Annotated in this window: 12 protein-coding genes and 1 tRNA gene; 6 read left to right on the forward strand and 7 right to left on the reverse strand. The window is 62.6% G+C overall.

Annotation, left to right across the window (positions count from 1 at the left end):
- Positions 1 to 65: 65 nt before the first annotated feature.
- The 3 genes from FG13_RS00455 to FG13_RS00465 all read right to left on the reverse strand — a co-directional run bounded on the left by FG13_RS00455 (position 66) and on the right by FG13_RS00465 (position 2,100).
- Entirely contained in the window at positions 66 to 821 is a 756-nt protein-coding gene (locus tag FG13_RS00455) for a UDP-2,3-diacylglucosamine diphosphatase (protein ID WP_081922345.1), read from the reverse strand.
- A gap of 86 nt (positions 822 to 907) precedes the next feature.
- Entirely contained in the window at positions 908 to 1,399 is a 492-nt protein-coding gene (locus FG13_RS00460; RefSeq protein ID WP_035817428.1) for a peptidylprolyl isomerase, read from the reverse strand.
- A 71-nt stretch (positions 1,400 to 1,470) separates the two neighbouring features.
- A complete protein-coding gene (locus FG13_RS00465; protein ID WP_176390933.1) occupies positions 1,471 to 2,100 on the reverse strand; it encodes a peptidylprolyl isomerase in 630 nt (209 codons plus the stop codon).
- A gap of 278 nt (positions 2,101 to 2,378) precedes the next feature.
- On the opposite strand from FG13_RS00465, the gene cysS reads away from it, so the two are divergent.
- The 6 genes from cysS (at position 2,379) to FG13_RS00495 (ending at position 8,741) form a co-directional block, all read left to right on the forward strand.
- Positions 2,379 to 3,776, forward strand: a complete 1,398-nt coding sequence (gene cysS / locus FG13_RS00470) for a cysteine--tRNA ligase (protein WP_035817431.1) — start codon at positions 2,379 to 2,381, stop codon at positions 3,774 to 3,776.
- Positions 3,776 to 4,495, forward strand: coding sequence for a DNA-3-methyladenine glycosylase family protein (locus FG13_RS00475; RefSeq protein WP_051959529.1), 720 nt, complete (start codon positions 3,776 to 3,778; stop codon positions 4,493 to 4,495). The genes cysS and FG13_RS00475 overlap by 1 nt, the downstream gene beginning before the upstream one ends.
- Before the next feature lie 54 nt (positions 4,496 to 4,549).
- Positions 4,550 to 5,524: an acetyl-CoA carboxylase carboxyltransferase subunit alpha gene (locus FG13_RS00480; RefSeq protein WP_034756951.1), complete on the forward strand. Its 975-nt coding sequence runs from the start codon at positions 4,550 to 4,552 to the stop codon at positions 5,522 to 5,524.
- A gap of 151 nt (positions 5,525 to 5,675) precedes the next feature.
- A complete protein-coding gene (gene tilS, locus FG13_RS00485) occupies positions 5,676 to 7,094 on the forward strand; it encodes a tRNA lysidine(34) synthetase TilS (RefSeq protein WP_035817433.1) in 1,419 nt (472 codons plus the stop codon).
- A gap of 196 nt (positions 7,095 to 7,290) precedes the next feature.
- Positions 7,291 to 8,538, forward strand: coding sequence for an aspartate kinase (locus FG13_RS00490; protein WP_035817435.1), 1,248 nt, complete (start codon positions 7,291 to 7,293; stop codon positions 8,536 to 8,538).
- A 110-nt stretch (positions 8,539 to 8,648) separates the two neighbouring features.
- Positions 8,649 to 8,741, forward strand: a tRNA-Ser gene (locus FG13_RS00495).
- 189 nt (positions 8,742 to 8,930) lie between these two features.
- On the opposite strand, the gene FG13_RS00500 is transcribed toward FG13_RS00495, so the two are convergent.
- The 4 genes from FG13_RS00500 to tssK are packed head-to-tail and all read right to left on the reverse strand — an operon-like array spanning position 8,931 to position 15,390.
- Positions 8,931 to 9,401 carry a hypothetical protein gene (locus FG13_RS00500; RefSeq protein ID WP_035817437.1) on the reverse strand — a complete coding sequence of 157 codons (471 nt, stop codon included), beginning with the start codon at positions 9,399 to 9,401 and terminating at the stop codon, positions 8,931 to 8,933.
- Positions 9,402 to 9,442: 41 nt separating this feature from the next.
- Positions 9,443 to 13,252 (reverse strand): type VI secretion system Vgr family protein, encoded by a 3,810-nt coding sequence (gene tssI / locus FG13_RS00505; protein ID WP_081922346.1) that lies wholly within the window; start codon positions 13,250 to 13,252, stop codon positions 9,443 to 9,445.
- Entirely contained in the window at positions 13,252 to 14,034 is a 783-nt protein-coding gene (gene icmH, locus FG13_RS00510; protein ID WP_035817440.1) for a type IVB secretion system protein IcmH/DotU, read from the reverse strand. The genes tssI and icmH overlap by 1 nt, the downstream gene beginning before the upstream one ends.
- A gap of 9 nt (positions 14,035 to 14,043) precedes the next feature.
- Positions 14,044 to 15,390, reverse strand: a complete 1,347-nt coding sequence (tssK, locus tag FG13_RS00515) for a type VI secretion system baseplate subunit TssK (RefSeq protein ID WP_035817442.1) — start codon at positions 15,388 to 15,390, stop codon at positions 14,044 to 14,046.
- Between the last annotated feature and the right edge of the window lie 7 nt (positions 15,391 to 15,397).

Here is a 15,397-nt window from a genome sequence, read left to right on the forward strand (position 1 = left end):
CCATTACAGCAGGGCCAGGCGGGCGCGGCTATCGGACAAACGCCCGTGCCGCCGTCGGCGCAGAGCTAGTCGATGATGTCGCCGTTCAGGTCGTGGCGCGTGATGTTGCCGCGCGTATCGATGGCGATCCAGCCGCCGCGCGGCTGTTGCGGCGGTGTCACATCGCATTCCCAGTCGGGCAAGACGTAGCGCAGAGTATGGCCGACCTGGTGCAGGGCGGGGCGGTGCGTGTGGCCGTGGATCATGACAGTGCTCGCATGTTCGGCAAATACTTGCGCGACAGAATCGGGCGTGACATCCATGATGTCCATGGACTTTTCGCCATTGTGCTCGCGGCTGCTTTGGCGCAAACCGTCGATGATGGCCTTGCGCTGCGCCAGCGGCATGGACAGGAACTGTTTTTGCCAGGCGGGCTGGCGCACCATGGCGCGAAACTCCATGTATTGTACGTCTTTCGTGCATTCGGCGTCGCCATGCAGCAAGACGACGCGCCGGCCGGCAAGCGTGGCCACATGCGGTTCGCTGAGCAGGGTAGCGCCGGCGGCGGCCGCAAAGCCGGAGCCGACGAGAAAATCGCGGTTGCCGGCGATCCAGTAGACGTGCACGCCCGCATCGCTGACGGCGCGGATGGCGGCCGTCATGCGCGCATTGAACGGGTCTTCCAGGTCATCGTCGCCGGCCCAGTACTCGAACAGGTCGCCTAATAGATACAGCGCTTGCGCATATTGCGCATGGTGTTCGAGGAAAGAAAGAAACGCCGCGCTGGTGCGCGGGTGCGAGCTCTGCAGATGCAGGTCGGAAATAAAGAGTGCGGCAGGCATTGTCATCGTTCAACGCTCCCAAAAAGTGATGTGCATGGAAAAGCGCAAACGCTGCAATGCCTGTTTTTCATGATGCTGAAGCCTGATTACGCGGCTTCTACCTTCTCGATGATCACATCCGTCACTGGCACATCGGCGAACATGCCGGCGCGCGAGGTTTTCACGGCGCGGATGGCGTCGACGACTTCCTTGCCTTCGGTGACTTTACCGAACACGGCATAGCCCCAGCCGTCCTGGCCTGGGTAGTCGAGGAAGCTGTTGTTCTTGATGTTGATGAAGAACTGGGCCGATGCCGAATGCGGATCCGACGTGCGGGCCATGGCCAGCGTGTACGTGTCGTTTTTCAGGCCGTTCTTGGCTTCGTTTTCCACGGTGGTGTCGGCTGGCTTTTGTTTCATGCCTGGCTCGAAACCGCCGCCCTGGATCATGAAGCCGTCGATGACGCGGTGGAAAATCGTGTTGTCATAGTGACCGGCTTGCATGTAGGCCAGGAAGTTGGCAACCGTTTTCGGCGCTTTCTCGGCGTCCAGTTCAGCGGTGATCTTGCCCAGATTGGTGGTGATGATGACGGAGGTCATGATGATCCTTAATAAATTGGATGATAAATGATTCAACGGCCCGTGTCGTTCGGGGCCGCAAAAACGCTATTTTACAGTTTTGCGGGCGCTGTCTTGAGTAAAGTCGCCGATTCGATCACCACAGGGGTGACCGGCACGTTCTGGTGCGGACCCTTGTCGGCCACGGGCACGGCCTTGATCTTGTCGACCACGTCCATGCCACTGACGACTTTGCCGAACACCGTGTAGCCGAAGCCGTCGCGGCCAGGATAGTCGAGCGCGCCATTGTCGTTGACGTTGATAAAGAATTGCGCAGTGGCCGAATGCGGGTCGCCCGTGCGCGCCATGGCGATGCTGTAAGTGACATTCTGCAAGCCGTTTTGCGCTTCATTCTTGATCGGCGCCTTGGTGGCTTTCTGCTTCATGTTCTTGTCGAAGCCGCCGCCCTGTATCATGAAGCCGTCGATGACGCGGTGAAACACCGTGCCCTTGTAGTAACCGCTGTTGACGTACTGCAGGAAGTTGGCCACGCTTTTCGGCGCTTTTTCCTGGTCCAGTTCCAGCACGATCTCGCCCATGCTGGTTTTCAGGGCCACGTGCGGCGTCGGGTCGAGGGCGGTCGCCGGAGCGGCTGCCACGACGGCGCTGCCCAGGGTCAGGCCGGCAAACACGGTACAAAAGCGGGCCAGGAAAGACAGGCGTTTCGATTTGATTTCTTGCATGAAGGCGTCCTTGATCGTTATTTTTCTTTAAACTTGCTGTCGTGCTAAAGAAATGAGTTTCGGTTGAACATCGTAAAAACCTGATTCATATCGGGCCAGTATGGTTTTTATCAATGTTATACTTGACCGCTAACGCCCTAATTCTAACAAACAAGAACAACAATATAGCGGGTCGACCAGTCTTCGGCGCACACGGCAGTTCAGTGGCGCGGCACCCCCGGTGTCCGCGCCTGTCTGTCGTTTTGCCAGGCTGGCGGCCGCTCCACTTGCAAAGCACGATGAGCAATCTAAAGATTTACAACACCCTGGCTCGCGAAAAGCAGGTATTCGTCCCGATGGAAGCGGGCAAGGTACGCATGTACGTGTGCGGCATGACCATCTACGACTATTGCCATATCGGCCATGCGCGCATGATGATGGCGTTCGACGTCATCTACCGCTGGCTGAAGGCGTCCGGTTTCGACGTCACCTATGTGCGCAACATTACGGACATCGACGACAAGATCATCCGCCGCGCCGTGGAAAACGGCGAGACGATTTCCCAGCTGACGACGCGTTTCACCCAGTACATGGATGAAGACACGGCCGCGCTGGGCATCTTGACGCCCGATCACACGCCGCGCGCCACCGAATACGTGCCGCAGATGCTGCGCCTGATCGAGCAGCTGGAAGCGAAGGACCTGGCTTACCAGGGCGCGGATGGCGATGTGAACTATGCCGTGCGCAATTTCCCCCACTACGGCAAGCTGTCGGGCAAGTCGCTCGACGACCTGCGCGCGGGCGAAAGAGTCGACGTGAACACGGGCAAGCGCGATCCGCTCGACTTCGTGCTGTGGAAGTCGTCGAAAGAATCGGAACCGGAAGAAGTCAAATGGGATTCGAAGTGGGGCCGCGGCCGCCCGGGCTGGCATATCGAGTGCTCGGCCATGTCCTGCGCCTTGCTTGGTGAACAGTTCGACATCCATGGCGGCGGCGCGGACTTGCAATTCCCGCACCACGAAAACGAGATCGCCCAGTCCGAAGGTGCGTTCGGCCATACCAGCGTCAATTACTGGATACATAACGGTTTCGTGCGCCTGGACAATGAAAAAATGTCCAAGTCGCTCGGCAACTTCTTCACCATCCGCGAAGTGCTGCAAAAATTCGATGCCGAAGTGATCCGCTTCTTCATCTTGCGCGCGCACTACCGCAGCCCCCTGAATTACTCGGACGTGCACCTCGATGACGCGCGCCTGTCGCTGACCCGCTTGTACACGGCGCTGGCCGACGTGGCGGTGGAAGAGAGCGCCATCGACTGGAGCGAAGCCCATGCCCTGCGCGTGCGCGAAGCGATGGACGACGATTTCAACACGCCCCTGGCCGTGGCCGCCCTGTTCGACCTGGCAACGGAAGTGAACAAGAGCAAGTCGCCGGCCCTGGCGCGTCAATTGAAGGGCCTGGCGGGCGTGTTCGGCTTGCTGGAACGCACGCCGCAGCAATTCCTGCAAGCAACCGTCGGCGCCGCCGCCGGCGGCCAGGACGAGGCTGCAGGCATCGAAGCGGCCATCGCGGCGCGCAGCGCGGCGAAAAAGGCGCGCGATTTTGCGCAGTCCGACAAGATTCGCGCCGAACTGCTGGCGGCGGGCATCATTCTTGAAGACAAGCCTGACGGCTCGACCAACTGGCGCCGCGCATGATGCCTACGTCCAGGGAAAACGGGGAAGCCCCCAAGGTGACGGACTTGGCGCAAGTGATCCAGGTGCCGCACTACTGGGAAGAGGCGAAGATCGAGCTGATGAAGCGCGACCGCATCATGAAAAAGCTCATCCCGCAATTTGGCGACCTGCACCTGGTCGGCCATAGCGACCCGTTTACCACCCTGGCCCGTTCGCTGGTGGGGCAGCAGATCACGCCCAAGGCGGCAGATGCCGCCTGGAAAAAGCTGCTGCTGGCTTGCCCGAAATGCACGCCCTCGCAAGTGCTGAAGGCGGGCGCCGAGCAGCTGTCCGCCTGTGGTTTGTCCAAACGCAAGACCGAATACATCCTCGACCTGGCTGACCATTTCAAGGCCAAACGCGTGCACGCGAGCCAGTGGGACCAGATGGATGACGAAGCCGTCATCGCCGAACTGGTGCAGATCCGCGGCATCGGCCGCTGGACAGCCGAGATGTTTTTGATATTTAATCTGCTCCGGCCGAATGTCTTGCCGCTCGACGACCCCGGTTTGATCCAGGGCATCAGCGTCAATTACTTCTCCGGCGAACCAGTTTCCCGCAGCGATGCGCGCGAAGTTTCCGCCAATTGGGAACCGTGGCGCACCGTGGCGACGTGGTATTTGTGGCGCAGTCTCGACCCTGCAGCCGCCCCTGCCGCACCCGATGCAGCCCCCGGCGCACCAGCCGGTACGGTAAAATAAACATAGATGACGCCGCGCGCCCTGGCGCCGTGGCCGGTAAAACCTGGAGGTACAATGACTAAAACGACTTTCCTCAATTTTGAACAGCCGATCGCGGAACTCGATTCCAAGATCGAAGAGTTGCGCTTCGTGCAAGACGATTCGGCCGTCGACATCTCGGAAGAGATCGACCGCCTGGCCAAGAAGAGCCAGCAGCTGACCAAAGATATCTACGCCAAGCTGACCCCTTGGCAAGTGGCGCAGATCGCGCGCCACCCGCAGCGCCCCTACACCATGGATTACGTGAATGAAATCTTTACCGATTTCCACGAATTGCATGGCGACCGCAGCTACGCGGACGATCTGTCCGTCGTGGGCGGCCTGGCCCGCTTCAATGGCCAGCCGTGCATGGTCATCGGCCACCAGAAGGGCCGCGACACGAAAGAGCGCGCCATGCGCAATTTCGGCATGCCGAAGCCGGAAGGCTACCGCAAGGCCATGCGCCTGATGAAGGTGGCTGAAAAGTTCAACCTGCCGATCTTTACTTTCGTTGACACGCCAGGCGCCTTCCCCGGCATCGACGCGGAAGAGCGCGGCCAGTCGGAAGCCATCGGCCACAACCTGTACGTGATGGCCGAACTGAAAGTACCGCTGATCGCCACCATCATCGGTGAAGGCGGTTCCGGCGGCGCACTGGCCATTGCCGTGGGCGACGCCGTGCTGATGCTGCAATACTCGACCTATGCCGTGATCTCGCCGGAAGGCTGCGCCTCGATCCTGTGGAAGAGCGCCGAGCGCGCCTCCGACGCAGCCGAAGCGTTGGGCTTGACGGCGCACCGCCTGAAAGCCATGGGCCTGATCGACAAGATCATCAACGAACCGCTGGGCGGCGCCCACCGCGATCCGAAACAGATGGCGACCTTGCTCAAACGCGCCTTGGCCGACACCCTGCGCCAGTTCCACGGCATGAAAACCAAGGACTTGCTGGCCGCGCGCCATGAAAAACTGCTGAGCTACGGCAAGTTCAAGGAAACGACGCCGAGCGAGTAATATTTAAACCCAACGGCAGAGTCTGGGGTCAGACCCTCAGGGTCTGACCCCGGCTTTTCAAGGTCTTGGGTTAAAACGACACCAGGGACAGTCCGCTAAACGACATCATCCGTTTAGCAGCCTGTCCCTCTTTGCATTCCCGGAGTCCTGATTGAAAAAGCAACAAACCGCCACCGTCGCCGATATCTTTGCCCATGCGCTGGACGCCTGCGCACCCCAAGCCGGCGAGACGGTCGGCATCGCCCTTAGCGGCGGCCTCGATTCCTCGGCCCTGCTGCACCTGGCGCATGCCTGGGCGCAAGAGCATGGCGTGGCCTTGCACGCCTTCCACGTGCATCACGGCCTGAGCCCGAATGCGGATGCCTGGCTGGCCCACTGTGAACAATTGTGCGAAGGCATGGGCATTGCCTTCGAGGCACGCCGTGTCACCCTGGAAAAGAATGCGAAGACGGGCACGGAAGAGGCGGCCCGCAAGCGCCGTTACGCGGCCCTGGGCGAGCTGTGCGCCGCGCACGGCGTGCGCCTGCTCCTGACCGCCCACCACCAGGACGACCAGGCCGAAACGGTGCTGCTGCAATTGCTGCGCGGCTCCGGCACGGCGGGCTTGTCGGGCATGGATGGCGCCAACAGCGCGCCCGAGCTGCTGGGCAACCCGGATCTGGTGATGGCGCGCCCCTTGCTGCCCGTGTCGCGCAAACAGCTGGAAAGCTACGTGGAAAAACATGCGATCGCGCACATCCACGATGAATCGAACGACGATCCCCGTTTTGCCCGCAATGCATTGCGGCATCAGGTCATGCCCGTGCTGGCGCAGGCGTTTCCCGGTTTCCAGGAACGCTTTGCCCGCAGCGCCCAGCATGCGCAATCGGCGCAGCGCCTGCTGACGGAACTGGCGACGCAGGATCTGGCGGCGTGCCTCGATGGCGACTGCATCGAGCTGGCGAAATTGCGCGAGTTGAGCGCGGACCGCTGCTACAACCTGCTGCGCCACTGGTTCGGCACGCGCGGCTTGCGCATGCCGTCGACGGCGTGGCTGGCGGAAATGCTGGCGCAGTTGCTGGAAGCGCGGCCCGATGCGCAATTGCTGGTCACGCATCCCGAATGCCACGTGCGGCGCCACCGCGACCGTTTGTATCTGACGCCGAAGCTGAATGACCTGGCCGGCATGCGCGACAAAAGCGACGCGGGCATTCCCGGCCTGGAAAAGGCCAGCCAGCAATTTAGCTGGCTAGGCGAGGCCAGCCTGGCCTTTCCCGCGTATGGCGGCGTGCTGCATTTCGATGCGGTGGAAGAGGGCGGGCAAGGTATCGATATTGCCTGGCTGCAATCTCAAACCTTGACGATAGACTTCCGCCAGGGTGGCGAGCGCCTGAAACTGGCCTTGAACCGCCCCACCAAGAGCTTGAAATACCACTACCAGGCGTTTGACGTGCCCGCTTGGGAGCGCGCACGCCTGCCCCTTGTCTGTGCGGCGCAACAATTGCTGTTCGCGGCCGGTATCGGCCTCGATTGCCATTGCCTGAGTCTGCTGGACCGTCCCCGCGTCGCCTTGCGCTGGGTCTCCTGCTGAGCGTAGGGCCAGCCGCCACGGCCACTCCCGGGGTGGCCGCCAAGCGGCTGCCCAAGCCAGCTGGACTGCATGGATTGGTTATTTCCATATGCGCAATCGGTATGAGCTAATGCGCTTTTTAGCTTGTTATTTTGCATTGCGGCATGTAGAGTAAAGCCCTCCTTTTTTATTCTTCTTGAGCGGAAACTTCACTCTTATGGCTTTAATCGTCCACAAATATGGCGGTACGTCGATGGGCTCGACTGACCGTATCAAGAATGTCGCCAAGCGCGTTGCCAAGTGGCACGACGCTGGGCATCAAATCGTGGTGGTGCCATCCGCCATGTCGGGCGAAACGAACCGCCTGATTGGACTGGCCAAGGAAATCATGGATCAACCCGATCCCCGTGAACTTGACATGATCGCCTCGACAGGCGAACAAGTGTCCGTCGGCCTATTGTCGATGGCACTGCTGGCGATCGGCAAACAAGCCGTATCCTATGCTGGCTGGCAAGTCGCGATCAAGACCGATTCCGCCTTTACCAAGGCACGCATCCAGTCGATCGATGACGAAAAAGTCAAACGCGACCTCGATGCGGGCAAGATTGTCATCATTACCGGTTTCCAGGGCGTTGACGAACACGACAACATCGCGACCCTGGGCCGCGGCGGTTCGGACACCTCGGCAGTGGCGATCGCCGCCGCCATGAAGGCGGCCGAATGCCTGATCTTCACGGACGTCGACGGCGTCTACACGACCGACCCGCGCGTGGTCTCCGAGGCGCGCCGCCTGAAGACCATCACCTTTGAAGAAATGCTGGAACTGGCTTCGCTGGGTTCCAAAGTGCTGCAAACGCGTTCGGTGGAATTTGCCGGCAACTACCGCGTGCCCACGCGCGTGCTGTCGTCGCTGACCGACCCGATGTTGCCGCTGGAAATAGAAGCCAATTCAGGCACCCTGATTTCGTTTGAGGAAGATACAAACATGGAACAAGCAGTCATCTCCGGCATCGCCTTCAACCGCGATGAAGCCAAAATCACCGTGCTCGGCGTGCCCGACCGTCCAGGCGTGGCGTACCACATCCTGGGACCGGTGGCGGATGCGAACATCGAGGTCGACATGATCATACAGAATCAGTCGGTCGACGGTAAAACGGACTTCACCTTCACGGTCTCGCGCGGCGAGTACACGCGCGCCTTGGCCGTGCTGGAAGCGAACCGCGAATCGCTGGGCGCGGCCAGCATCACGGGCGACGCGAAAGTGTCGAAACTGTCCGTCGTCGGCGTGGGCATGCGTAGCCACGTTGGCGTCGCCTCGCAAATGTTCCGCACCCTGTCGGAAGAGGGCATCAACATCATGATGATCTCCACTTCCGAGATCAAGATCTCCGTGCTGATCGATGAAAAGTACATGGAACTGGCCGTGCGCGCGCTGCATAAGGCGTTCGAGCTGGAAAAAGCTTAAATATCCAAAAAAATTGCCCCACGCCCTTGACCAAAGGGGGGGCAATCGATATTATGACGTTCGTCGCTGCAGCGCAGTTAGCTACAGAGACATAGTTGAGTAATCAGCTAGGAGACGTGGCCGAGTGGCCGAAGGCACATCCCTGCTAAGGATGCATACGGCTTATACCTGTATCGTGGGTTCGAATCCCACCGTCTCCGCCAGAATCAAATAAAAAAGCCTCCCCTGCGGGAGGCTTTTTTATTTGTCTGGACGGAACGGTGGGATTCGAAGACGCAGCGCCCTAAGGGGCGCGAGGCTATCCGAATCGCCATTCTGCCGCGCCCCGCGCGGCCCCGCTGGCCGCGCAGCGGCCCGCGCCGTCCCCTCATCTCAAGCCGTAGCGGCCAAAATCACCGCTTAGCCTCCCGCTCCAGCGTATCCCTGCCAATAATCTTCAAGCTCGTCCCGCCCTTGAACGGCAACGTTTCCTCGCCAGCGTCAGATGCGGCGGCGCCGCCGATCCGGATCCCCGCCGAGACGCCGATTTCCGCCGTCACGTCGACGAATTCCTTGCGGAACAGCAGCAGCTCCGTATGCTTGATGATGCTTTGCAGCGCAATCGACTGGCCCGGCGCGATGGTGGTAAAGGCACGCTTGAGCGCATGGTTCGCCAGGCCCGTCTTCAGGACCTGGCTTTGTTCGCTCACGTTGTCGACCAGGCGCAGGTTGGGGCCGCGCTGCTGGATGTAGTCGAGCGGATAGCCGACGGCCGCGCTGCCGGTATTTTTGATGACGACCTCGATGCGCATGTCGCTGCCCGTGAAAATGCAGGCCGGATTGTCGAGGCAATGGGCGCTAACGGAAAGTACGTCGTTCGGCATGGCGTGTCCTGTGAGGTGTAGGGAGGTTGCAAAGAGCCCGGTCACGAGCCATTGAGGATGATATCGCATTTGATTTTCCGTCCTATTTTTGCCCGCAGCAATTCTTGTACTTCGATGGCGATTTGCCAGCCGTGCCGCTTGAGGACAATCACGGAGCCGTAGGCACTCATGATGTTGGCAACCGCCGGGTCAGGTTCCGTGCCGTCCGCCAGGGCCGGTACGGGCGCATCCCAGCTGCCGTCGGGCTTCATGTACTTGACGGTTTCGTCATCGCCGTCGACATAGGAATATTCGTCCGGTATGCCATAGCAATGGCCGAATTCATGCGCGTGGGTTTGCGCGTTGGTGGCCATCGATACGTCGATCACGGTGCCGGTCACGCCTTCGCGGTCGTAGCGTTTGTGGATCTGCATGGTGTAGTGCTCCCTGCTTTCCACGTACTCCACCCGGTAGACGATGGGCAGGATGCGCGTGCCGCATTCCGGATCGACGATCTCCATGCGGAATTTATTGTTCCAGTGTTGTTCCAGGCCCGTCCTGGCGACTTCCTTGACGTACTTGATGACGGCGGCGCGCTGCTTGGCCCGCGTGGCGGCCTGTGGGGTACCCTTCTCGCGCGCTTCCAGCGCCTGGTCTTCGGCCGACAGCACCGTCACCACCTTGACGCGCAATTCGGCGATGATGCTGGTATTCGACTTGACGGGCACGTAGATCTTGTAGCGCACGGTGTCGAAATAATTATGCGGCGCGCCATTGGTGCCGAAAGTATTGTTGTAGCGCGGCACGCTGGAGACGTCGATCTCCTTTTCATAGTCGGCGATCCAGCAGGCGGGGCGCTTGATCAGCAATTCCTTGCGCTGCTTGTTGTCGACGGGGCTGGTGCTCGACGTACCCGTTTCCTTGAATTTCGGCTCGGGCTTGGGCGGCGCCTTGGCCGTCGTGCCGGGCGCGGGCGCCTTGGCGCGCGTATCTGGCGCGGGCGCAGGGCTGTCCGGTGTCTCGGGCAACTCGCCCGGCGATTTGAGCAGTTCGATCACCAGTAGCTCGACGGCGGCAGCCGCCACGATGTGGGTCAAGCCCCTGGCGTCCGTCATGCCCGTTTCGATGCTGCCGTCGGCGCGCTTGACGCGGTACGGCTGGCGCGGCATCAGTTCGCCCGTGTCGCGGTCTTTCAGCACGAAGCCTTCGTCGAACAGTTTCAAGCGGCTGTCGGGCAGCGGCGGCAGGCCGGCGGCGACGCTGGCGCCGCCGTTGAAGACATGCTGCCCGCCCTTGACCGTGAAATGACCGGGGCAGCGGAAGGTGATGTCGCCGCCTTCGAGCGTGATCGACGATTGTCCCGCCTGCAGGACGATTTTCTGATTGGCCTTGATGTCGATGCTGTCGCTCACGGAGATCACCGTGACGGCTTGATCGGCGAGGATTTCCAGCTGGTCGGTATGCGCTTCGAGTGAGACGGGGCCGTTGCCCGCGACGGCCTTGATGCCGCCTTCCTGGCTGAACAGCGTGGCCGCGTTGGCCGCCACCGAGGCGACCGTCTGGCCAGCCGTCAGGTGCAGGTCGGCCTGCGCCGTCCAGTGCAACTGCTGGCCCGCGAACAGCACGGTCGACGCGGGCGTGGCCCAGTTGATGCTGCTGGGCGACTCCATCACCACCAGCGGCTGGGCGTAGCGTTCCACGGGCTGCGCCGCATCGGGCGCGCGCGTGCCGCTGCCCGCCTTGCTGGCTTCCTGGCCGCCGACAGCGGCCTGGTACTTGCCATCCTGTTGCGGGTCGATCTGCGTCGCCATGTCCAGCTGCGCCTGGTTCGCATCCTTGCTGACGAGGGCGTTTTGCTGGCTAGCCGACGTCGCCACCGTCTTGCTCAGTTCACAGGCGCCGCGCAGCAGGGCCAGCGCTTCCTTCGTGTCGAGCTGGCTCGACGTCACGCCGGCGCCCTGGCGCGCGCGCGCCGTGGTCGAGATCAGCATGCCTTCGCCGGCGCGCAGCATGGCCCAGGCATCGGTGCGCAATTCAAAGCCGCTGCCGCGGTAGCTGCCCCGTTGCGCCGTGGTGGCGCCTTGCTGCACCAGGTAGCCCAGATTGAGTTCGGTGGCGGCGCTGCTCGAAGCGAGCCGGGTGCGCAGCTGGCCCTGGGTATCGTCGAGTACCCACTGGTTGTAGCCGGCGCCGTCGAAATTGTGGCTGTGCATGCCCGACAGGACGCCCGCGTGGTTGACGCCTGAATCCTCGCCGGCCGCATACGGCGGCGTGTCGCTGCCCGTGTAGAGCTGGGCGACGACCAGCGGGCGGTCCATGTCGCCTTCGATGAAGTCGACCAGCACTTCCGTGCCGAGGCGCGGCGTGAATTGCGAACCCCAGTTCGGGCCGGCCAGCGCTTCGGCCACGCGCACCCAGGCGCCGGAGGCCTCGTTGCCGGGCGCGTTGCCCTGTTGGTCGGTATTGTGCGCCAGGCCGCCCGGATTGGCGGCGCTGCCGCGCTGCCAGGCGAACTGGATGCGCACCTGGTGGTCGCGGCCCGTGGTGGCCACGCTGTCGGCCAGTCCCACCACCAGCGCCGTCTGCGGGCCCAGCGCCACGGCCGGCGCGCGCGCGGCGGTGGCGCGCGGCACGATGGCCACGCTGGTGCGCACGCAGCCGAAGCGGTTGCGGTAGGTGCCCGGTTCGATCTGGCCGGCGATCCAGTCGGCCACGCCGCCCAGGCCGGCCTTCTTGGCCAGCGTCGACAGCATGCCGCCCAGACTGGTGCCGGCTGTTCCCGCATTGTTGCGCGCCTGGTGTTCGGCCCACAGCACGGTGAAGGCGTTGGCGCCATCGGCATGCTGTTCGTGCTGCAGCAGGCGCATGGCGTGGCCGGCGGCCAGGCGGCGCACGGCGCCGGCGCCGTCGAACTGCTTGTTGTCCAGTTCCAGCGCTTGCAGCATGCGCTCGCTGTGCGGCCCGGCCGCCGCGCGGTCGGCGTGCCGGCGTTCGCCGGCGCCGTCATACACGGCCAGCTGCGGCAATTGCCCCGCCTCCAGGCTGGAAACCTGCTCGGCGGCGGGCGCCGTCACCTGTTCCGGATGCCAGCTGCTGATGCTGACGGCATTCGACCGCACCTGGCGGCGCGCGCCGAAGCGGTCGATGGCGTCGTCCGTATCGGTGGCGCGCACGCCGTGAAAGCGCATGTCGGCGCCGCCCGGCGTCTGCGGCGCGGCGGCCTTGCTGTCGAAGATCACCAGTTTGTGCCTGGCCTGCGCGTCGCCATCGCCGCCTTCCTGCGCGCCGCCGGGCTGGTCGTGCTCGAAGCGCCAGTTCAGGCCTTCCGCCGCCAGCAGGCGCGCGAAGAATTCGAAGTCGCTTTCGCGGTACTGGGTACAGATGGCGCGCGTGGCCAAGGCCTGGCTGACGTCGAATTCGAAGCGCAGCTGCGGGTAGTCGGCCAGCAGCTCGGTGACGATGTCGCGTGCGCTCTTGTCCTGGAAAATATAGCTGTCGCGGCGCAGCTGCAGCAGGGCCAGGGCCGGCTCGAGGCGCAGCCGGTAGCGCGCCACGCCGCCGTCGGCGCCGATCCAGGCGCAATCGGTGCAGATGCCGTGCCAGGCGCGCTGGCTGCCGTCGGGCTGCAGCAGGCACAGCGTCATTTCCTCGCCGATGAAGGACGCCAGGTCCAGGCTGGCCGCGGTGCTCAGGGCGTCGACCTCGAAGCGGAACAGTTCATTGACGGCCTCGCGGCCCTCGAACTGTTCCGCCATCAGCGATTCCGGCTGCCCGGACTGCTGCGCCGTGGCCAGGGTGATGAGCCGCGCATGCTGGCTCAGGCCTGTGCCGAACTGACCCGTCGCTGCGGGGCTTGCTTGTGCGTCGCTCATCACGGCAGGGTAATGCTCAGGTTAGCCACGCGCGGCGCCAGCTTGACGATGTCGTTGTAGGCATTGATCTGCGCTTGCGTCTGTTTGGCCAGCATGGTGCGCAGCCCCAGGTAGCCCATGGCGCAGATCAGGGCGAAAACCGAACACAGCACCCAGACCGGCACGTTGTTGCGCAGCTTGTGGATGATCTGGTCGGGCCGCTCCGCATGCGGGGCGAAGCCGGTTTTCTTGCCCTTCATCTGGGCGATTTCATCGCCCAGGCGCGCCGTCAGATAGTTGAGTTTTTCCGGGCCTTCGAGGATGTAGCGGCCCTGGAAACCCAGCAGCAGGCACATGTGGAAGACTTCGAGCGCCTGCAGGTGCGCGCTGCCGCGCGCGCGCAGCGCTTCGAGACGGATGAAGAAGTTTTCGCCGGCCAGCTGGTCGCCAAACAGCACCAGCTGCAAGGGCCGGCGCGCCCATTCGTCGCGGATGCTGTAGGGCGAGCGCAGGATGATTTCATCGACGGCCGCGCAGAACGCATATTTTGCGGCATCGATGTCGTCCGCCGACGCGCCCTGTTTTTTCGCGCCGCGGCTGAACTCATCGAGGAAGTGCGTCATCTTGCTGATGAAATCGGCATTGTCTTGCGGCCCGCTGCCGTTCTTCAGCATGAAGAGGGCGTAAAAGCCGTCGTACATCAAGTCCATCAAGGTGTGTTCGGTGCCGGGACCGGCAGCCATGCTGGAGGCATAGGCGGCCTGGCCGCCGGACATCAGGGAAGGGGTAGCGCTGGAGTGCATCGTTGGACCTCAGGAAGTGACGGCGACAAGTTCGAGTTTCAGTTCACGCATGCCGGACGGGACATACACCAGCAGCGACTGCGCCTGCAGCATGCGTTCGTACATCTGCCCCTTGGCCTCGATGGTGAAGTAAAACATGTCGGGGCGCACCGGCACGGCGGCCGGCACCTGCGGCGCATGCTGCAGGCGCACTCCGGGCAGGGCGGAGAGGACGAATTTTTCCACGTCGTCCGGTGCGCCCACCTTGAAGCGCAGCGGCACCACGTCGACCAGTTCCACGCCGGCCATGTCGGCCGACACGCCCAGGTAGAACGCCGTCTTGGCATCGATCTTTTCCGAGTCGAGCTTGCCGTGATGGTAGGACGGTTTGGTTTCCGTCAGCGCGATGGCGAAGTATTTCGACGAGATCACGGTGTCGAGCAATTCGCGGATCATGGCGTGCAGCTGGGCGAACGCGGGACCGGGATCGGCATGCCGGTACGGCGGCAGGTCGGCCAGCGCATGGCTTCTTGAAAAGGTCATCAGGCCGCCCGCCAGGCCCAGCAGCTGTTCGTACAGCCGCTCCGGATGCAGGGCCGGATGATGGAAATAATGGCTGAGCGAGGCGTAGGCCGCGCTGGCCGTATGCAGCAGCCAGAACGAGGACATGTCGCCGGAGCGGAACTCGATCACGCTCTTGCTCGGCTCGCGGTGATGCCCATACAGCGCGTTGACCTTGGCTTGCAGCGCGTCGATCAGGCGGCGCAGCTGCAGGAACAGCAGGGGCGCGCTGCGGATGGACAGGCTGGGCGGCACGAAGGCCGGATCCTGCTCGAAGCCGCCCGTCGACAGGCGCCGCAGGCGCAGCAGGGGGAAGCTGACGTAGGAATCGCGCGGTTCGGCATCGGCGACCAGGCGCAGGGTTTTTTTCAGGTAGGTCAGTTCGGCCTGCGCGGCCTGGGTGTACAGGTCCGGCGTGCTCAGATTGGCCTGGGCATAGCGCGCCGCGTTGTTGGGCTGGCCGCTGGCGGCGAAGTTGCCGCCGAATGGCTTGAACGCCGGCAAGGCGGCGTGAAAGGTCACCGATTGCAAGGACGACGGCACGTTGCCCAGGTCGAGCGCGTCGGGCAGTTCATCGCTCCCGGCGGCGTTGTAGATTTCGCCGTCCTGGAAGACCAGCGACAGTTCCAGCAGGCGCAAGCTGTTGTTGGCCAGCGCATCGCGGTCGATCTGCAACTGGTTCACGCCCCACGCATACGGATGCAGCGCCTTGACGCTTTCGTGCAGGCGCTGCTCGTGGTACTGGTCTTGCTGCTGGAAATGCTGGGGCCGCAGGAACAGCCCTTCGCCCCATAACAATTTGTTTGCCATGCTCATGGATTGC

It is taken from the genome of Janthinobacterium sp. RA13 (assembly GCF_000745325.1).
GTDB lineage: Bacteria > Pseudomonadota > Gammaproteobacteria > Burkholderiales > Burkholderiaceae_D > Janthinobacterium > Janthinobacterium rivuli.